Source organism: Flexilinea flocculi (assembly GCF_001192795.1).
Lineage (GTDB): Bacteria > Chloroflexota > Anaerolineae > Anaerolineales > Anaerolineaceae > Flexilinea > Flexilinea flocculi.
Genome location: NZ_DF968180.1, coordinates 644,419 through 663,906, shown reverse-complemented (window position 1 = coordinate 663,906; position 19,488 = coordinate 644,419). Strand labels below are relative to the sequence as shown.

18 protein-coding genes are annotated in these 19,488 nt (G+C 42.5%); 8 read left to right on the top strand and 10 right to left on the bottom strand.

Features of this window, described 5'->3' with window-relative positions; all coding sequences use genetic code 11:
• The 4 genes from ATC1_RS15030 to rbr form a co-directional block, all read left to right on the top strand.
• Window positions 1-221: hypothetical protein (locus ATC1_RS15030; protein ID WP_236688115.1), on the top strand; the 221-nt coding region annotated here is incomplete at its 5' end.
• 33 nt (window positions 222-254) lie between these two features.
• A complete protein-coding gene (locus ATC1_RS04995; RefSeq protein WP_062278932.1) occupies window positions 255-1,328 on the top strand; it encodes a SanA/YdcF family protein in 1,074 nt (357 codons plus the stop codon).
• 268 nt (window positions 1,329-1,596) lie between these two features.
• Complete coding sequence (gene rd, locus ATC1_RS04990; RefSeq protein WP_062278930.1) at window positions 1,597-1,758, top strand: rubredoxin; 162 nt, start codon at window positions 1,597-1,599, stop codon at window positions 1,756-1,758.
• Between the two features lie 329 nt (window positions 1,759-2,087).
• A complete protein-coding gene (gene rbr / locus ATC1_RS04985; protein WP_062279005.1) occupies window positions 2,088-2,627 on the top strand; it encodes a rubrerythrin in 540 nt (179 codons plus the stop codon).
• 239 nt (window positions 2,628-2,866) lie between these two features.
• Here rbr and ATC1_RS04980 read toward each other — a convergent pair whose 3' ends face one another.
• A complete protein-coding gene (locus tag ATC1_RS04980; RefSeq protein WP_062278927.1) occupies window positions 2,867-5,245 on the bottom strand; it encodes a hypothetical protein in 2,379 nt (792 codons plus the stop codon).
• Window positions 5,246-5,255: 10 nt separating this feature from the next.
• Window positions 5,256-6,095, bottom strand: a complete 840-nt coding sequence (locus ATC1_RS04975; RefSeq protein WP_172667718.1) for a prephenate dehydratase — start codon at window positions 6,093-6,095, stop codon at window positions 5,256-5,258.
• Between the two features lie 398 nt (window positions 6,096-6,493).
• Here ATC1_RS04975 and ATC1_RS04970 point away from each other — a divergent pair, with 398 nt between their 5' ends.
• The 4 genes from ATC1_RS04970 to ATC1_RS04955 are packed head-to-tail and all read left to right on the top strand — an operon-like array spanning window position 6,494 to window position 11,323.
• Entirely contained in the window at window positions 6,494-7,294 is an 801-nt protein-coding gene (locus tag ATC1_RS04970) for a class I SAM-dependent methyltransferase (RefSeq protein ID WP_062278923.1), read from the top strand.
• The gene (locus tag ATC1_RS04965) at window positions 7,295-7,945 is read left to right on the top strand and encodes a PIG-L deacetylase family protein (RefSeq protein WP_082174667.1); all 651 of its coding nucleotides are present in this window, start codon (window positions 7,295-7,297) and stop codon (window positions 7,943-7,945) included.
• Between the two features lie 19 nt (window positions 7,946-7,964).
• Entirely contained in the window at window positions 7,965-9,605 is a 1,641-nt protein-coding gene (locus ATC1_RS04960; protein ID WP_062278920.1) for an ArnT family glycosyltransferase, read from the top strand.
• 50 nt (window positions 9,606-9,655) lie between these two features.
• A complete protein-coding gene (locus ATC1_RS04955; protein WP_152024228.1) occupies window positions 9,656-11,323 on the top strand; it encodes a hypothetical protein in 1,668 nt (555 codons plus the stop codon).
• Window positions 11,324-11,410: 87 nt separating this feature from the next.
• Here ATC1_RS04955 and jag read toward each other — a convergent pair whose 3' ends face one another.
• The 8 genes from jag to ATC1_RS04910 form a co-directional block, all read right to left on the bottom strand.
• Window positions 11,411-12,196 (bottom strand): RNA-binding cell elongation regulator Jag/EloR, encoded by a 786-nt coding sequence (jag, locus tag ATC1_RS04950; RefSeq protein ID WP_062278916.1) that lies wholly within the window; start codon window positions 12,194-12,196, stop codon window positions 11,411-11,413.
• A 20-nt stretch (window positions 12,197-12,216) separates the two neighbouring features.
• Entirely contained in the window at window positions 12,217-13,164 is a 948-nt protein-coding gene (locus tag ATC1_RS04945; RefSeq protein ID WP_062278914.1) for a YidC/Oxa1 family membrane protein insertase, read from the bottom strand.
• Window positions 13,165-13,176: 12 nt separating this feature from the next.
• Complete coding sequence (locus ATC1_RS04940; protein ID WP_062278912.1) at window positions 13,177-14,292, bottom strand: outer membrane protein assembly factor BamB family protein; 1,116 nt, start codon at window positions 14,290-14,292, stop codon at window positions 13,177-13,179.
• Between the two features lie 26 nt (window positions 14,293-14,318).
• The gene (yidD, locus tag ATC1_RS04935) at window positions 14,319-14,645 is read right to left on the bottom strand and encodes a membrane protein insertion efficiency factor YidD (protein WP_236688114.1); all 327 of its coding nucleotides are present in this window, start codon (window positions 14,643-14,645) and stop codon (window positions 14,319-14,321) included.
• Window positions 14,646-14,659: 14 nt separating this feature from the next.
• On the bottom strand, window positions 14,660-14,998 hold the full coding sequence (gene rnpA, locus ATC1_RS04930; protein WP_062278910.1) for a ribonuclease P protein component: 339 nt from the start codon (window positions 14,996-14,998) through the stop codon (window positions 14,660-14,662).
• A 68-nt stretch (window positions 14,999-15,066) separates the two neighbouring features.
• Entirely contained in the window at window positions 15,067-15,240 is a 174-nt protein-coding gene (rpmH, locus tag ATC1_RS04925; RefSeq protein WP_062278909.1) for a 50S ribosomal protein L34, read from the bottom strand.
• Between the two features lie 476 nt (window positions 15,241-15,716).
• The gene (locus ATC1_RS04920; RefSeq protein WP_062278907.1) at window positions 15,717-17,222 is read right to left on the bottom strand and encodes a hypothetical protein; all 1,506 of its coding nucleotides are present in this window, start codon (window positions 17,220-17,222) and stop codon (window positions 15,717-15,719) included.
• Window positions 17,223-17,995: 773 nt separating this feature from the next.
• Window positions 17,996-19,384, bottom strand: a complete 1,389-nt coding sequence (locus tag ATC1_RS04910) for a leucyl aminopeptidase family protein (RefSeq protein WP_062278903.1) — start codon at window positions 19,382-19,384, stop codon at window positions 17,996-17,998.
• Window positions 19,385-19,488: the final 104 nt, after the last annotated feature.

Genomic DNA, 19,488 nt, shown 5'->3' with positions numbered 1-19,488 from the left:
AAAAATCACCATTAATTATAGAACTGTCATTGCGAGGAGGGCGTCAGCCCGACAAAGCTATCTTTTCTCGTGTGGCACACTTTGCACATTGTTTAGGAGATTGCCACGCCCTTGCAGGGCTCGCAATGACAAGAGGGAATTTGTTGTTATGTTTTTGCGCTTTGCGCAAAAACATAACAACAACAAAGAATTATTTTCAATTTTCGAATTACAACCTGTAATTCCTTGAATTATTGATCAAGTATAATAACTCTATGTTCAATTGGATCATTCTTGTCATCGGTGACCTTGCGGTAACTGCTCTCGAAGGTTTTTATATGGGCGTTGGAATTCGGGAATCGGCTGCAGTGATCCACATTCTGGGTATGACAATTCCGACATTTGGAATCTGGCTGCTGTTTTCCTGGCTTCTTAAGATCTATGATTGGAAATGCAATCCAGTATCGGCGGATGAACCGAAAGGGAGCCAGCGCTCATTTCGGGATCTGATTCCGCTGCTGAAAAATGTGATCAGAGCGCAGAAGCCTTTTCGACTGGCAGCAGTCTGGTTTGGCACCAGTCTTTTCGCTGTATTCTGGCAAACGTGGTACTGGTATTGGATATTAAAACTGGATCGAGGGATATCCCTTCGCTTTACATTCTTTTTTTGCCTTGTCGGAATCAATTTTCTGTTCTTTTGGCGGATGATCTGGTCGGCTTTTGTGATGCTCAGAATTCTGGCAAGAGAGCACCTGCTGTTCAGGATTTTCTGCTGGGTTTCAGTTATCTTTGTTGTTCTCTATCAAATTCCTGCAGTGATTTTAACCATCCGGTACGATCCACAAAAATACACACTCACAGAAATCAAAACGCTTCCGTATGACACCGCACTTGTCTTTGGAGCTGGCGTTTATCAAAACGGAACCGCATCCAGTGTTTTACGAGACCGCGTCAATACGGCTGTCGAGCTGTATCATTCCGGTTTGGTGAAATCCATCATTATGAGCGGCGACAATTCAGATCAGAGCCGAAATGAGGTGGATGTGATGACCGATCTGGCAATAAACCAGGATGTTCCAGAACAGGCTGTGCTGAAGGATCCTGCAGGCATGGACACTGCACTGACCTGTTTCCATGCATTAGATCAATTCGGCAAGGATTCTGCTGTCTTAGTCACACAAGGCTTCCATACAACAAGAGCACTGTACACCTGCGACCACTATGGCGTAAAAGCGGTATCGGTTGCCGCAGATCAGTCTGTCTACAATATTTTTTCCTGGCTCACATGGCATTTGCGGGATTGGATCGGGTTGACACTGGTATGGATCAACTACGAACTACTCCCATAAAGATAGAACCTGCCGGCAGCGATGAATCCGTTTTGCCGGCAATGCGAATAATAGACTTGCTTTTTGAATCAATCGATAAAAACTTGTTGTTGTGATGGCTTTGTGCGATATGCAATGCCATCACAACAACAAATAAACATTCTCCTATTTCGAATATCGCTGCGACGAAACACGTGGCGTAATTCATAAATATGTTAAAATACAATATGAATGTTATCAAATATCATTATAAGGATAACAAGAATTATCATCTTAAAGGAGAGTCCGAATGAAAAAGTATATATGCCCAGCTTGTCAATATATTTATGACCCTGCCGTTGGTGATCCCGATGGCGGTATTGCTCCCGGAACTGCATTTGAGGATCTTCCGGCGGATTGGTGCTGCCCCGTTTGCGGGTTAAGCAAGGCGGATTTCGAAGAATTATCCTAACCGAACGGGTGGTGTTAATTCCAATTTCAAAATTTACTGTGGAAATTGCTGATGCAGTTCTGTCATTGACGAATTGATTGTGATAAGAATCGTAGCAGTGAATCAGTCATTTGAAATCATGAAAAGGCTTTTACAAAAAAAGGGAAAAAATATGTAGTTGTGTTGTGATTGCACAAAAGACAAAAACAACACAATTACATAGAATCCTTCCCATATTTGGAATCGCTGCCATAGAACCGGGTTTTCCAGAAAAAAATCGCTCTCGAACAATTGATATCATCACGGGTCAGTTGATTTCTCAACCGGCCCAAAAAAATGAAAGGAAAAATATGGAACTTAAAGGATCAAAAACCGAACAAAATTTAATGGCCGCATTTGCAGGCGAATCTCAGGCAACCAACAAATATTCCTATTATGCGTCACAAGCAAAAAAAGACGGTTTCGAACAGATTGCTGCAATTTTCTCAGAGACCTCTGGAAATGAACGGGAACATGCCAAACTATGGTTCAAATATTTACATGGCGGAAGTATCGCTGAAACCAGCCAGAATCTGCTGGATGCCGCAGCCGGTGAAAATTATGAATGGACCCAGATGTATAAAGAATTTGCTGAAGTTGCTCGTGAAGAGGGATTTAAAGAAATCGCTGCAAAATTTGAAATGGTAGCGAAAATTGAGAAAAGCCACGAAGAACGCTATCGCAAATTGGCTGCCAATAAAGACAATAAAACGGTCTATGAAAAAGATGAAGAAGTCGTCTGGATCTGCAGAAATTGCGGACATCTCCATTATGGCAAGAAAGCGCCGGAAATCTGCCCGACCTGCAATCATCCACAATCTTACTTTGAAGTCCGAAGTGTAAATTACTAAACTTCTGCGAACTAACTCATAACCACCGGCTAAACCGGTGGTTTTTTTGTTTCATAGGACTTGAGTTTCTCACTTTTTGAAAAAAAAATAATTTTACGCTCAAATTTGGTAATTTCAAGGCACTCTTTCGAGATACTCATGGGTACGCACAAGGTAAATTATCATTGCGAGGAAAGCGCCAGCCCGGCGAAGCTATCTTCCGGCAAATAAATCCGGTGTTCCATAATCCATCAGGGTAATTATTTCCAAAACTCAAATTGATATGCCAATTGTCTAAAATACACCGGATTAATCCTTTGGAACCAGTTATCTTCACCAGTTACGGATATGACCGCAAAAATTGCAATTCCGGCTGCCATACACACAACGGCAGCGCCCTCTGCCCATGGTTTCATACCTTTCTCTTCAAACAGTTCGTACAGACAAAAGAGCGCCAAAATTGCAGGAAAAGCGAACAACCAGGCAAAATCAACCATATAGCGCGTTACAACTGAAAACTGGCTGCAAGCTGCGCACAACAGGACGCCGATCAGCAAACAGTAGATGCAAATTGTCCACAACCCCTTTGACTGTAAACGGTTTCGAAATTTTCCAAGGATCAGCAGCAACCAGCAAATCGGAAAACTGAATAATCCGAAAGTCTCCTTTGCATGCAGCAAAAAACCGTTGTATGGAATTTGAATTTCAGATAGATGGAAAAAAGGAAAATCCATGCTCAGCTTCAGAGGAGTCCACAAGTAATGCAGCATAGCCAGCGTAGTACCCCAGATACCGGTCCGGATCCATGTGACGGACTCATTGGCTTCTGTCAGTTGGTAATGAATGCCAAATTCAAAGATACTGCCGAATCGTTCATAATTGTATTTCATCAACAACAAGCCAATTAACGCATAAGGAACTGCAAAGGAAAGCAGGTTCCACAAATGCTGCGGCTGCAGAAGTTTTCCATCCTGCTTCATCCCGCGAATGATTAATAAGGGAAACAGGATGGAAACCAGAAGCAATGTCGGGCGGCAACCTACCGCCAAGGCAGCAGCTAAACCGCCCCCTGCCAAAAACCAATTCCGAAAATGCCGTACATCCCAGGCCTGACAGGTTAGAAAGACAGCCCATACAATAAAACAAAAGCCGGAACAGATCGCCAATTCATACACAAGACCGCGGCGCAGGCACCAGGTCAGATTAAGCGTACAGACCAGGATAATAAAACCCATTAAATAAAGCAGAAATGGAATGCGCGGAAAAGCTTTTCGGATGATACAAGCATATAAACCATAGATTCCAACCAATCCCAGACAGCAAAACAGCAGAGAAGCGTAATCCAGTTCAAGATCGCTCCCCGTGATTCGTTTCCAAGGCAAAAGTACCGTTACAGCAGGAACGACTCCAAAATATACATAATATGCGCCATGATACAACGCTGTGTCCCAGGCATAGAAGATGTTGTAATGATCCCGGTACGTCTTATCATATGGTCTCTCAGCATTCAGAATGTCTTTTTCAGGTTTTTCCAGCAGCGCATAACGCGGAACGAGCAATGCGTCAACTAACTGCGTATATTGCTTGTAGCTCTGGGATAATTTCGATTTTTGTTCTGTAAAAGATGTATCAGATCCGGTGTAACTGCTGAATGTTGTCCAGGCGAACCATCCGCAGAAGGCAATGATCACCAGCAAAATCAGCGTTCGCTGCTTGATTGATCTCAAATTAAGACGGATCCCATAAAAAATGGAACCCGGCCAAAAAGCAAAAAGCAACAGGATCATCGCTGCCGTCAATAAAAATCGGATGGGTGAAATCTTCAACGGTACAACCTGGTTTATCGCCACTGAAGGAATTGAAAACTCCACAGATCGATCTGGAGTGACATCTGGAAACTGAATCTGGAACATATACGTCGTTCCAACCGTATGCAGCGGGATTGAATAACTCTCCGGTATATGGATATCCAGAATATGATCCTGCAATTCTATCGGAAATTCAAAAGTCTCATCCGTGTATCCAACCCGAATTCGCGTTTGAGGCTGTCCGCTGTCCATATTCAGAAGAATGTTCCGGACTTTAACCCGTCCCGGATAGATCGTCACATTATAGGTATTATTGGGATATGAAGTAAACTTCTGGCTCGCCCGGTTAAAATAAAAGCCCTGTGCCCAATAAGATCCGCGTTCAAACACAATGCCCGGTTTCTCTGAGCCGATTAATTCATAATGCCGCATATTAAACAAACCAAGCTCCAAAATGGAGGCAATTAACAGACTGTATGTCACAATTCGGCTGAATACCCAAAAGTATTGAGCAGAATGTTGTTTCTTCTGAATTTTCGTCTCAAACAGATCGATGAGCACACATAAGGAAACAGCCGCCAGAGCGCATCCGCTGATAAAGAATTTCAATGTCACGGTTCCCGGACTGTGCAGATGATAAAAGAAAGTCGGTCTGCCGGCTTTGTAAATGCCTTCGATCACGACTGTTCCAGCCGCATTCAACAAAAAACAAATCAGAATCAGAATAACAGATGTGCGCCTTGTTCGGCGCACATTGCTCCATTTTTGTGTCAGAAACACTGTACTCAGCACAAATGCCAGACTCAGCGCTGTCAGCAATATCCACTGCATTGCGTATCCGTCAATCTTTTATGGAAATATAGCTGCCCAAAATGCGCATCCAGGGTGCATGATAATTCTCCAACTCTTCCAGTGCTTCACTCACTTTCGGATCTGACACCGGACCGTCAATATCGGCATAAAACATATATTCAAACGGTTGATCCGGCAGCGGACGGGACTCAATTTTCGTCAGGTCGATCTGACGTTCTGCAAACACTTTCATGGCGTTGAGCAAAGCCCCTGGCTTGTGATGGGTTGTGAAAACCAGTGTGGTTTTTCCCTCACTTCCCGGATTGATAGGTTCACGTGCAATTACGTTATAGCGGGTAACGTTATTAGGTTCATCTTCGATATTGTCATCTAAGACAGTCAGTTGGTGAAAGTCAGCAATCGCTTTCGATCCAATCATGGCAGTTTCAGGATTTGAGAAGTTCAACAACATTTCCACACATCCCGCAGAGTCATACACCGTTTCAATCGCAGGTTTTCCGGGCATCTCATCCAGATAGCCCTGGCAGACGGATAATGCCCCCGGGTGTGTAATCACCAGCGAGATCTCTTCAATTTTCGCATCCGGCAATCCAATCAGTGAATAATGAATGGGCACATGAACTTCTTTGACAATATATAGAAATTTTCTCGCCAGAAGAAAGTAATTCGAATGAATACTGCCCTGAAGTGAATTTTCCATCGGGATCACAGCATAATCACAATCCTTGTTTTCAACTGCCTCAAAAGCCTGTTCATAAGTCGAGAAGGGTATCGGATCAACGTTCTGATCGGGAAAAGCCTTCTCGATCGCAGTTGATGTATGCGCTCCCTGCACTCCCTGAAAAGCAACTCGAATTTTTCCCATCATTACTCCTTTTTCAGACTTCAATTTTGTCGATTTTTTTCCTGGACAATAAATACCATAAAACATTATATACAGCTTGTCCTTTTTCTTCCAGTGAATATCATCATCTAAGATTTTTCCGTCAAGTTTCGAGAAGGTATTTCGAAACATAAGAAGAATTGATGATCACTGTGAATCTGTCATTGCGAGGAGGGCTTTTGCCCGACGCGGCAATCTCAGCACTGATGTCAGGAGATTGCTTCGCCCTTGCGGGGCTCGCAATGACATACTCATTTTTTTGTCAACTTTTATACCTCCCTCATCATTTCCCATATTTCGAATCACTGGGAATCGTTGCACTCGATGTGACGGATATTTGGTAAAATTGAAACAGATTTTTCAGTCATAGAAATGAGGAACCAATGAAAATTGATTACAAAGAAACGACCAATGACTTACTTACTCGCATTGATATTCACAACAAATTCGGTGGAAAAGATATTGACAGCTGGATGCTTGAAATCCTCAATCTTCAACCCGGAATGAATATTCTGGACGTCGCCTGTGGAGGCGGGAAACAGTGCATTTCCTTCTATAAACATCTGAAAGGTAACTGTAAAATCACCGGTGGAGACGTCAATCAGGAATTACTGGATCAGGCTGTACTGGAAAATGAGAAACTCGGAAATCCTTTTTCGATCATCCCTTTGGATTTTGATCAGCGGCTGCCATTTGATGACAACACGTTTGACCTGGTTTCCTGTTGTTTCGCGATTTACTATTCATCAGACATACCATTTACCATTCGGGAGATGCATCGCGTCCTGAAACCGGGCGGCAGAATCTTTACAACAGGGCCAATGCCGGATAATAAAAAAATATTTTATGACATTATCCGCGAAGCCACCGGAAAAACTATCCCGCCGATGCCCGGCAGTTCACGTTACAGCACAGAAATATTCAGCGCAATTCAGAATACATTTTCGAAAACTGAAACTCATATATTTGAGAATCCTCTCACCTTCAAACAAACGGCGCCATTCATCGCTTATACACGCGCATCCCTATCAGAAGATCGAAAGCTCTGGACGTCACTTTTTGCAAATGCAGGTGAATTTGAAAAGGTAATGCAGAATATCATCCGAGTAGCCGAAGAAAAACTGAAATCTGAAGGCGAACTGGTCATGACCAAGGTAGTGGGTGGATTTATCGGGACCAAATAAATGAAAAACATGATGTTTTTTGGAAAACGAGTCTGCTTTCTTGGTGCTCACCCGGATGACATTGAAATCGGCAGCGGGGCGCTGATTGCACAAATTGCCGATCAGACAGAGATTCGCTGTGTGACTTTTTCGGACAACCAAAAAAATCCGGACCTGAAAAATCTCGTTCAGGAACATTATGCCAGCATGAAAGTACTGGGGCTTTCACAAGAACAGATCATGCTGCTCGATTTTGAGACACGTCGCTTTCCGCATTTCCGACAGGAAATTTTAGAGCAGATGATCTCGATCCAGCGAGATTTTCAACCGGACATTGTGTTTGTTCACTCAAAAGCGGATGTCCATCAGGATCATCAAACCCTGACAGCAGAAGCATTACGCGCTTTCCGGGGAACCACAATCCTTGGTTTTGATGTCATACGCAGCAGCTACGGTTTCTTTCCGAGTTTTTTGGTTGCTGTCAGCGAAGAAGAAACGAACCGAAAGATTGAAGCGCTGCAGGAATATAAAACGTATGCTTCGAAATACTACTTTGACCCGGAATTGACACGGGCGACACTGCTCCGGAACGGCGCAATTTGCGAAAGAAAATATGCGGAGGGATTTGACATCCTCCGTGTCGTAGCGTCATTCGGACAGGAATATCAATAACTCATAGATCGGGAGTCCCATGAAAAAGGCAGAAAAAAATCTTTTTAAATGGATCCCGATCCTCTTCTTTATCCTTCTTTTTTGCGCCGCCTGGATTCTGCATGATGATTACGGCGGATTCACCGATGAACTTTCTGAAGTTGAAGTCGCCGCAGTAAATTTTAAGTCAATTCTTTCGATATTGGGCATACCAGAAAAATTACCGGCAATTCCTACAGTAAATCCTGATTCTCTTGTTGAAATCCAGGATTATCAGTATAAATTTTACGGCTCAGCGGTCATGATGCCAAGTTTATTTATCCTTCTCCTTCCGGGGAAAACAATCAATACTGCACAGTTCCTCAATTTCCGCCGTTTCTATACTTTTTTAAATTTCTTTTTGGCTTTAATCTGCAGCTTTTTTTTATTCCGTTTACGCTTTCATAATCAGTGGATTGCTTTATTGGGAGTTACTCTGCTCGTCCTTTCTCCCCGATTCTTTGCTGAATCGTTTTACAACGAAAAGGACATGATTTTTTTTAGCTGGTTTCTGATCAGTTTGTTCGGAATCGGTCTTTATTTTTTTAAACGATCAACTTTTGGTTTGATCATTTTCAGTGCAGCATTTGGTCTGACGGTCAACACAAGAAATTTTGGGATAGTTCTTCTGCCTGCGTTTATTATTTTATCTGTAATTGAACTCCTGAATAGCAAAAATCGGAATCGGAAAGATTGGATTCTCATCTTTTTTACTTGCGGAGTATCGCTTCTCTTTTATTATCTGTTCACTCCTTTTTTATGGCTTGATCCGATTCGAAATTTTTTTTCCAGCCTGCAATTTTCAGCCCGGCAGGTTGGTATCGGAGATGCCGAATTGTTTATAGGTAATTTCATTGCACCAAAAGATATTTGGTATTACATTCCAGTATGGATGGGTATTACTATTCCTTTTTTCTATCTGGTACTTTTTCTGATTCGAATTGTTTCCTTGACGAAAAGTTGTATCAGAAATAAGATGCCAATCCGGTTTTCCAAACCTGATTTATGGGACTTTTTTTGTTTCAGTATTATAGCTGTATCCATCATCGGAATAGCGGTTTTTAAAGCAGTGATTTATCACGGTTGGAGACATTCGTATTTCCTTTATGGTCCATTTATCTGCCTTTCTGTTGCCGGTTTTTTTGATCTCTGGACGATTTCGCTGCCTACGAAAAAAAGCAACTTAATAAAAAACATGTTACTTGTTATCACCTGCCTGATATCGTTTTTATCCACAGGTCTCTGGATGGTAAGAAACCATCCATTCGATTTCGTGTATTTCAATGAAATCGGCCGTTACTTCGCTCAGCAATTCACACGGGATTACTGGGGAGTCGCATCCAAAAGATGCATTCAGGAAGTCGACCGCTACTACATCGACGGCGAACCGATCAGGCTCGGTGTCAATGCGGATCTGACCTACGGATCTGCGCAAAACAGTCTGCTGAGATTCCCTGAAGCAACGCAGGCACATTTCCAGGTGATCTGGAAAAATGAAAATGCTGATTATTTATGCTTCAGTTACAAGAATATCCCTGGAAACAGCCATCCAATCCCCGGATTTGAAATCATCAAAACCTTTCAGGTAGACGGGTACGATGTTGCGGCTGTCTATCGCCGAATCGAAAAAAATCTTCCATGAAATCGATCGCTCATTTTCCCAAAAGAATCCTCCTTCTATGTTTTCGGATCATGCCGTTTGTCTTTTTTATTCTATTACTCGGCATCGCATTGATCCTGTATGATGATTATGGCGGATTCACCGATGAAATACTTGAGATTCAGACGGCTGCGGTCAATGCCAAATATATTCTGTCAAAATTTCCTGCCTGGTTTGCCAATACTGAAATTTCTGTCCCCATCATCGGGAAATTGCAGAATATGCCAGATCTTTTATCCTATGATGATCGAACCTATGGGACAGCTGTGATGATGCCCTCCATCTTCATTAATCAAATACCGGGTGTCGAATTGAATGCAGCCCAATTCTTGAATTTTCGCAGGTTTTATACCTTCCTGAATTTTTATTTTGCAATGATCGCTTTCTTCATTCTGCTGAAAATTCGATTCAAAAACGCGCTGATCGCCCTGACAGGAACCATCATGCTCATGTTGACTCCCCGCTTCTTCGCCGAATCTTTCTACAACTGTAAAGACATTGTTTTTTTCAGTTGGGTAATGGTTTGCCTGTGCGGCATCGGCTGGTACATGATGAAAAATTCTCGATGGGGGCTGGTCCTTTTTTGTTTCGGTTTTGCATTTGCAGCCAACACAAGACTGGCAGGATTTTTTCTTTGGCCTGCTTTTTTGATTATTTCAGGTCTCAATCACTGGATTCGAAAAATCAGAAATCCCAACATTATCCGATCCTGGCTCCTTGCTCTAATCGTATCATTGCTGCTTTTCTATGCTGTCACGCCCTATTTATGGGGCTCACCGACAACCCGTCTTTCTGAAGGAATTCGCTTTTCATCCAGCCAGATCACTGACAGAGAAACGGAATTACTGACTGAAGCCAATCTGAAACCTCTGGGACAGGCAGAATTGTTTCTTGGAAACTATGTCGACACAAAACAGATCTGGTATTACCTGCCGGTATGGATGGGAATTACCATTCCCGTTTTCTACATCCTGCTTTTTATGGCAGCATGTTTTGGGATCGGAAGTTCAGTCCTACCGGCAATCCTGAAGCGTAAGTTCTCTGCTGACCTGCTATTTGACTGGTTCTGCCTTGCATTCTTCCTGACTGGGCTTATTGGAATCATTCTTCTTAAAATGAACCTTTATAATGGGTGGCGGCATGCCTACTTTCTGTATGCACCATTCATTTACCTGGCTGTGCTCGGATTTCAAGCGCTTTTATCCATGCCGGTAAAAAATCACGTACTGAGAACCTGCAAAAACGCTGCCTTGCTGTGCATGATGCTGTATTCCTTTTTTTCCACAGGTTCATGGGTGTTAAGAAATCATCCGCTGGATTTTGTTTATTTTAACGAAATCGGAAGAAACTATGCGCAGCAATTTTCTCGGGATTACTGGGGTGTCGCCTCAAAAAACTGTATTCTGGATTTGCTGAAAGAATTCAACGGGAGAAGGATATCATTGGATCTTAATGCAGATTACACCTGGGGATCCATCGAATACAGTCTGATGCGCCTCCCGCAAAAAGAACAGGATAAATTTGATCCGGTATGGAAAACTGAAAATGCCGAGTATCTCTGCTACAGTTATAAAAACACACCGGGGAATCAACATTCTATTCCGGATTTTGAAATGATCAAAACCTACGCAATAGACGGTTATGATGTTGCTGCAATCTATAAGAGAGTCCGCAATTTTAAATGGCCAGGGGCTGAATAAATTCAGCCCCTGTATTTTTATCCGACGATTCGAAAATGAACATTCTTATTTGACAGATTGATCCATATTTCGAATTGCTGATCAGTATTAATTCTTTGGCAGAATTACAACCTTCCGATTCGGTTCTTCACCGACGCTCTCGGTGTACACATTCTTGTAATCCCTTAAAGCCAGATGAATGATCCGACGCTCTGTTCCCGGCATCGGTTCCAACGAAATCCTTCTACCGGATTTCATCACCTGGTCTGCCATTCTGGATGCCATCTGACGTAGCTGGCGTTCTCGGCGTTCACGGTAACCCTGCACATCGATCATAAGCGGGATCCAATGACCCAGTTCACGCCCCACAATCAGACTGGTGATATATTGAAGCGCATTTAATGTCTCGGAATGTCGTCCGATCAAATAGGATAAATCATCCCCTTTGATATCGATCATAATGGTTTCCTGATCGGATTCATCCGCCGGTTTTCCAATTTTACCGATAACGGAAGCTTGAATACGCATCTTCTCTAAAAGCTCTTCCACCACATTGATGGCTACTTTCAGGGTATCGGCATTAATCAACTCTGCCGATGTATCTTCACTTTCGGTTAATTCGGCTGCTGTATATGGAACAGAAACATCAGAGTGCTTAATCAATGGATCAGGCTGATTAGCACCATCCTGTTTGTCCTGAAATTCCTCGACCAATTCTTCGATAACGGTCAAACGAACGCGTGCCTGTCGGCCGCCTAAGCCAAATAAACCTTTGCTGCCAGAATCAAGAATCTCAATTTCAACTTTATCTCTGCTGATTCCAAGCTCAGCTAATCCTTTGATAATCGCCTCTTCGGAACTTGGTGCAATATATTCAAGTGTAGTTTTTGCCATATCGTTTACTTGCCCCGTTATTACTGATTCTTCTTTGGTTTTTTCTTATTCTTAAATTCACGATAATCGATTTTTTCTTCTTCCTTCACTGCGGAAATCGCTGGTGTGCTGCTTTTCGCAGGTACAGAAGGAGATGGATTTATTTTTGGTTTCTGTGCAACGGATACGGGAGCTGGTTCGGCTAAAGCGGCTGTTTTTGCTTTACCGAATTTTAATGCAGACCAATTTAATTTTCCTTCCACACCATATTGCACAATCGTAAACACATTCGAAATTAAAAAGTATAACGAAAGCCCGGATGCCAACGTGTAAGCCATAAATCCCATCAATACCGGCATATAAATATTCATCATGCCAGTCATCATCGCACCGCTTCCGCCAGTGCTCGCTGTGGAACCGCCGGTTGGAGATTGCATGGTCAGTTTTGTCTGTAGAATCGTTGTCACCACCACAAGAATGGCAAGAACGGGAATTCCAAAACTGATTCCAGGGATATACAAACGTTCAGGCTGTCCTAAATTCATCCATAAGAAACTCGGATTGATCGGAAATATTTCTCCGATTTTCAGATATTCCGGATGAATCCGTTTCGTAAGATCCAGCATACCAAGCGGAGTTGAAACAATCGCAGCAATGACAGCTTGATATAAAGCGAAGATCACTGGAAGCTGGATCAGTGTGGGGAGGCAGGAAGCTGTCGGGTTCACGCCCATTTCTTTATACAGCTTCATTTGTTCCTCAGCTAATTTTTCCTTGTTATCCTTGTATTTCTCCATCATCTCCAAATATCGCGGAGATTTCTGCATTTCCATCATCGCAGCGGAGCTCTTGATCTGTGAACGCATCAAAGGATAAATGACAAGTTTGATCAGAACGGTAAATAGGATGATTGCTACGCCAAAATTATCTACAAGTTTATAGATATACAGCAAAATATCCAGAAAGATATTTACAAAAGATTGCCACATAGTATTCTCTCCTTATTTTGCCGGGGTCTTGGCAGCAGATGCGGATTCGCCAATATAAAGCCAATTTTCTTTTAGATCATTGGAAAAGCTTTTCAGCAGGGAATCTCCGGGGATAAAAGCTGAAACAAAGGAATCATCATAAACAACAGGAGATGACATTGTTTTCAATTTCGTTGAACGAGTACCGACGGATTTCCCATCCAGATCATAGACAAATAAATCGCCATTTTCTGCAGAAATCAGAATATTTTGGTTGGTAAGTTGCTCAGGTGCTGCAATAATTGCACTGCCATCTCCGGTGATATTGTTCAGTGTCCATAAAGATTTCCCTGATTCCAGGTCACTGCAATACACATTACCCTGCATGTCAGCTGCAATGATCCGGTCGTCTAAGACCAGAGGAGCAGCCCATATTTCACCGGTTGTCTGAATAATCGTCTTAGTCGTTCCGGTTTCAGGATCAAAAGAAAGGACTTCTTTGCCAAATGTGCTGAAATAAATCACTTGATTGGCATACACAAGATTGTCCATAATAGCACCGTTGGTTTGAACAGAGCTCAATAGTTCTCCGGTCTTCAAATCAATCACGTTGAGTTTTTTATCCAATGAAGAGATATAGACTTTGCCATCTAAAACCAGAGGAGTTGTCCACACGTCGCTGGATAACTTAATGGTCCAAGCCGGTTTTGAATAATCAGAAACAGCATAGGCAGAGACAGCGCCATCACTGGATGGAATGATTAATAATCCATCATCAATTACCGGAGAAGCGATAATTTTGCTTTTTGAGGAAGCCAATTCAATTTTTTGAACCAATGCTCCGGTATTTTTGTTCAGGATATGGATTTGATTGTGGTAAGTCCCAACATATAACAGATCGCCATCGATGAGGGGTGCTGCATAAAACGATAGGCTTTTATCAGCTTCTGCCGGATAAGTCCATATTTTCTGACCATCCTCAACAGCGCTTACATACGAATTATAGGCTGCGTAAATTGTATTACCTTCAGCCGTAACTCCAGGCCAGCTCGTTGCATTATTCAGCGCGCTATTCCCTGCACAGGAGCTAAGTAATAACACACTCAAAAGAACGAGCCCACTTATCAGAATTATTTTATTTTTTTTCATTGATTTTTCTTCCGCCCGGGATTCTACTACGGAACCGGATCAAAACCGCCGGGATTGAATGGATTGCATCGGAGGACACGCCATATTGCCATCGGAACTCCTTTTATCGCCCCATATTTATAGATTGCCTGATAGGCATAATGAGAACAAGAAGGATAAAAGCGGCATGTATTACCAGGCAGGAGTTTGGAAAAAGTATATTGATAACCTCGAATTAAAACCAAAAAGAACCAGCGAGAGACCGTTTGAATTCGGAAAGGAAGGTCACGCAGACGTGGCTCTACAACAGAAGGTTCGGAAATATTTTGATCTTCTATTAGGTTATTCAGATTTTCCTGTACTGGATCGTTCACGTTGACAGAATGACTTATATACAAATTTTGGCTTTATGGATCATCAAATGCAGCGCAGCGCTGACTTCAGACACATCAGCTTGAACGATTGGCTTCCTCGCAATAATTAACGCTTTCACATCAGGTCGAATGGTATTGATTACTTCATCGACTGATACGCGAATCAATCTTTTAGCGCGATTCCTTTCCACAGCGCCTCCAATTGATTTTGTTGCGATAACACCGATCTGACATTCAGGTTGATCTTCACCGGACAACACAATTAAAACGAGAAGCGGGTGCGGAAAGGATTTCCCTTTCTGTCTCACCCGCTGAATATCAGTAGTCCGGTTCAGACGTTTTTTCCGCTCCAAAAGATTACACCTTCAGATTCGTGATTTAGTCTGATTGTCTTTGATAATCTGTATGCCGTCTGTTTCTTTTACCAGCGAATCTGCTTTACATGATTATTCATGGAAACAGTAAGGGTCTTCCGTCCGCGTGCGCGGCGGCGTTTTAAAACCTCACGTCCATCTGCTGTCTGCATTCGCTCACGAAAACCATGAACACGCACACGGCGGCGAATTTTTGGTTGATAGGTTCGTTTTGTTGACATATTCTTTCCTTTCAGTCTCTTATCATTAACGGTACTCTTCCTGTTTGGGCTCCGTTTGCTGAAAGTTTCAGATATTTCAAAATATTTTTGAAGAAAAACGTTTTGAAATACCGGACTACCTCAACATCATCCAAGGGTTTCCCGTCATTCTTTTTTTTAATAGCCGATGAATTATATCTTAATCATGGCTGATGGTCAAATTATTCGTGATTTTCCAATAATGGTGTAAATAATGGTTGTAGTATTGTTTTTATGCGGTGCTTAAAATCAATACTACAACACTTTTTCTTTCATTTATAATGGCTTTCCCATATTTCGATTTGCTGTATTTTATCAGAAAATCCGCCCAATGGAATATTTTCCAGTAATTCGAATCAATAGGGAAAAAAGGTTTTGCTGAATTCATAATCGATGACAAAAAAAAAAGAAAATCCGTCCATTTGAACGGATTTTCTTTTAGTCAAGTCGAATAAGTATTAATGACAGCGCCAGTTAACATGATCGGAGAAAAGATTGCCGGTCATGTAGAGGCCTAAATCGGAGAAGTTCACAGCGATATTTGCAGGTCCGTCACTGTTCATCTGACTGCCGATACTGGTTATATAGACGTGTCCTTTCAATGTGACCTCACCACCCGGGATCAACGGAATTCTATTATGTTCCGGTTCAATATTGGAAAGCCAGAAGAATGAGATTGGCGTACCTCCATTGATTGCGACAGCCCCCGGCAGATTCACATAACCCATCTTGGCACCATCGTTGCGCAGTCGGATCTGAAATACTCCAAAACGTCCGCATTTTTGATATAAACCTGCTACAGCTTTGTCATAGGTGTTGTACCAGCCGGATGGTTCGATTGCATCGTCATCGCCAAATAACGGTTCGAACGGTGAAAGCGGGACAATTTTTGCATCGCAGAGTTCTCTCGGTCCGCGGCGGCTGATTAATTCACCAGTAAGCATTACCGAATTTCCACCCAGACGCCAGTATGCCATCAAATTGTCATCACTGTCAGTTTCACTGATCGGATTGGTTAATTTATCAATCAGGATTTCGAAGCGAATTTTGTCATTCTCTCTGACATTCATCCGATGTCCGGGTTCGCAATAATCACCGCCCATCGGATAGCCGGCGTTTCCATACCGTGTGTAACGGCAAATATAATCGGAGTATGTTTTTGAGCCGATTGTGACATCAGAAGGAACAATGAAATCCACATCAGCCGGGATCGTAATGTCAACACGGAATTCGGCTTTACCGTTGCAGCGCTGATAGTAGCCATTCAATGTATTTGAAATGACGCCAATCTGGCACATATCCGGAGCGTGCGTATCCACTGTGGATGTTCCGGCAATATCAAAGCCTGCGACATCATCCGGAGCAGCCCATTTGCTCTCTGATTGGACAATATTGACTGTGAAGGTAGGATTTACGGTGCCATCCAGTACCATCGGTACTTTTACGTAACCAGTCAATGTTGCTGTGCCGTCTGAGTCAAAATAGACTTTTTCGCATCGATCTCCAAATTGAGAATGGCAATCCTGCAATTTGTATGATGCTGTTGCGATATTGGGATCACCGAGAACATTGGAAACCTCAACTGACCTGATATAGGTTACATAAGGAGTGCCGGTAATCGGGGTTAATTGTTCCAGGTGAATTGTGATTTTCAATTTTCCGTCACCGCAGGGTACATAGGTTGCTGTTGCTGTTGCCAATGTATCATTGATCAGTGATTTTGCTTCATATGTCGCTTCAGGAGTTACGTCAAAAGATTCAACACTCTTGGAATCGTAGTCTTCAAAAACGAAATCTTCCGAATCCACACCGGCAAGGCTGTAGGATTCCGAATCCCAGTCTTCGATGGAACCGAAATAACTGGAAACGTCTTCCTCGTCCCAATCCTGTGCAAATACGGGGAAAATTGAAATGCTCAGGAGCAATACCAGAGCCAATAATATGGAAAGTGTTTGTTTTTTCATCAGATTTTGACCTCATTTCTTTCGAAATTTGATTTTGCCACTTGTTCCCGATTTTGACGGGTTAACTTATTCTGTTGCAAGTACAGTGCCATTCTTTATTTTTCTGAAAAATTGCTTAATAGTTCCTTTTAAATTTTTCATCAACGTTTTGTATGGCATTTCATATAGTGCATGATTTAAGCCAAATAAAAAAAAATAAAAAAATTTAATAACCCTTTTTATACGGTTTACCAGAAGTTTCATAAATGAATTGTTGTCTCATGTTGTGAGTGTCAGCCTGGGCATATTTTCAAATTGGTTTTTTTTCACGAAAATTAAATTTTTTCTACACGTGCATAGCAAAGTGTTTACCTCTTAATACTTAAAGATTGTTTTGTCAGGCTTATGCCACCTCGCAATGACAGGATGCCATACGAGCCACACAGGGGCGAAGTTTGTCATTGCGAGCGTAGCGAAGCAATCTTCTGTCGCATGAGAAAAGATTACTTCGTCGGGCTTTTGCCCTCCTCGCAATGACAGATTGCCATACGAGCTGCATTGGGCGATATTGATCATGGTTATAACCCTGTATAGACGAAGCAATATCCTGTCCCGTGAGCGTCATAACCACCTGCTATACCTGTTGGCGCCTGTCGTTGCCGACAAAAACGCTTTTCCTTCGTCTTATGCTAAAGCTTCTTTTCTCTCGCTGTATTGCATTTTTTTTCCCTTTAATACAAAAAAAAGAGGTCTTACTTGACCTCTTTTCCAAGCACATTCGTGACAGAAAGAAATTAGTTTTTTTGCAACCAATCGAGTATCAGACGAATGCCAAAACCGGTAGCACCTGGAGCCGAATAAGCAGTCCCTTTTTCCAAATCAGAGACACCTGCAATATCGATATGCGCCCAGGGAATCGTATCCTTGACAAACTGTTTCAGAAACATGCCCCCAGTCACCGGAGATCCCCAGCGGCCGCCTGAATTCTTCAAGTCAGCATCTGTTCCTTTCAACAATTCGGCATAGTCTTCATCATGGGGAAGCCGCCAGACTCTCTCCCAGGTTTTCTCTCCGGAAGCATATAACTGATCAAATAATTCGGTCTGATTACAGAGAACACCCGCGCGGACATGGCCATAAGCGACAACACAGCCGCCGGTTAAAGTCGCAAGGTCGATAATAGCCTGCGGATCATACTTTTGCTGAGCGTATGTTAAGCCGTCACAAAGAACCAGTCGTCCTTCTGCATCCGTTGATATAACTTCGATTGTCTGACCAGACAAACTGTGAATAATATCATCCGGGCGGTAGGAATTTTGACTGAGCATATTTTCAGCCGCACAAATAATTCCGACAATCGGTTTTTCAAATCGGAGTTCGGCTGCCGCTCTCATCACACCCAGAACTGCCATTGCTCCGCATTTATCATATTTCATAGAAACCATACTGTCAGACGGTTTGATCGAATAACCGCCAGAATCAAAGGTAATGGCTTTTCCCACCAGAACCACCGGTTTTTCTTTTTTTTGTCCTTCATATTCCACAATGATCATTCGGGAGGGTGTCTTGCTTCCCTGTCCAACGGCAATAATCGCCCCTGCACCCATTTCGCGTAATTGCAGATCATCCAGAACTGTACATTTCAAGCCATAAGCCTTTGCCAGAATTTCAATCCGTTCAGAGAGTGTCTGAGGATTAATCAGGCAGGCAGGTTCATGCGCCCAATGACGAGCCATATTCACAGCATCACACACAATTTTTCGTTGAGCCAACAGCTCTGAGAAAGCAGTATCCAGGAAAAGTGTGCTGCTGTTGGGAATTTCTTTCACTTTTTTATACTGGTCGAATTCAAAACTTCCAAGCAGCAATCCCTCGATCAAGTTCGATACTTCCTGCTCAGCTATTGTCGGATCATATTCCCAGAAAACACTTGTCGGTAAAGTGGCTTTTATCCAGGCTGCGATCTTCCCTCCAAGCGAACGATATGTGTCGGAATTAAATGTTTCGCCGGTATAAAATGTAACAACAACGCCGTCATCTCCCTGAGAAAAAAATAAATCTCCAGCTTTTTTCAAAAAGGGATTCTGAGCTTCGCTGACAATTTTCAACGCCACTGCACCAGCAGGTTTTTCCTCTGTCGTTTTTATTTCAAACTTCGTTTTAATATTTAAAATTTCATCCATAATTTCCTTTTCATCTCTCACAAGAATCCGATGGAATCTAATAATTTATGAGAAGAGCGATCTGACTCTCTTCAGCATTAAAAATGAGTGTAAGGCAAATAACT

Excerpts from the sequence above, each read along its gene's own strand:
- ATC1_RS04995 (WP_062278932.1), top strand. The coding sequence starts at position 255 with ATGTTCAATTGGATCATTCTTGTCATCGGTGACCTTGCGGTAACTGCT.
- rd (WP_062278930.1), top strand. The coding sequence starts at position 1,597 with ATGAAAAAGTATATATGCCCAGCTTGTCAATATATTTATGACCCTGCC.
- rbr (WP_062279005.1), top strand. The coding sequence starts at position 2,088 with ATGGAACTTAAAGGATCAAAAACCGAACAAAATTTAATGGCCGCATTT.
- ATC1_RS04980 (WP_062278927.1), bottom strand. The coding sequence starts at position 5,245 with ATGCAGTGGATATTGCTGACAGCGCTGAGTCTGGCATTTGTGCTGAGT.
- ATC1_RS04975 (WP_172667718.1), bottom strand. The coding sequence starts at position 6,095 with ATGATGGGAAAAATTCGAGTTGCTTTTCAGGGAGTGCAGGGAGCGCAT.
- ATC1_RS04970 (WP_062278923.1), top strand. The coding sequence starts at position 6,494 with ATGAAAATTGATTACAAAGAAACGACCAATGACTTACTTACTCGCATT.
- ATC1_RS04965 (WP_082174667.1), top strand. The coding sequence starts at position 7,295 with ATGAAAAACATGATGTTTTTTGGAAAACGAGTCTGCTTTCTTGGTGCT.
- ATC1_RS04960 (WP_062278920.1), top strand. The coding sequence starts at position 7,965 with ATGAAAAAGGCAGAAAAAAATCTTTTTAAATGGATCCCGATCCTCTTC.
- ATC1_RS04955 (WP_152024228.1), top strand. The coding sequence starts at position 9,656 with ATGCCGTTTGTCTTTTTTATTCTATTACTCGGCATCGCATTGATCCTG.
- jag (WP_062278916.1), bottom strand. The coding sequence starts at position 12,196 with ATGGCAAAAACTACACTTGAATATATTGCACCAAGTTCCGAAGAGGCG.
- ATC1_RS04945 (WP_062278914.1), bottom strand. The coding sequence starts at position 13,164 with ATGTGGCAATCTTTTGTAAATATCTTTCTGGATATTTTGCTGTATATC.
- ATC1_RS04940 (WP_062278912.1), bottom strand. The coding sequence starts at position 14,292 with ATGAAAAAAAATAAAATAATTCTGATAAGTGGGCTCGTTCTTTTGAGT.
- rpmH (WP_062278909.1), bottom strand. The coding sequence starts at position 15,240 with ATGTCAACAAAACGAACCTATCAACCAAAAATTCGCCGCCGTGTGCGT.
- ATC1_RS04920 (WP_062278907.1), bottom strand. The coding sequence starts at position 17,222 with ATGAAAAAACAAACACTTTCCATATTATTGGCTCTGGTATTGCTCCTG.
- ATC1_RS04910 (WP_062278903.1), bottom strand. The coding sequence starts at position 19,384 with ATGGATGAAATTTTAAATATTAAAACGAAGTTTGAAATAAAAACGACA.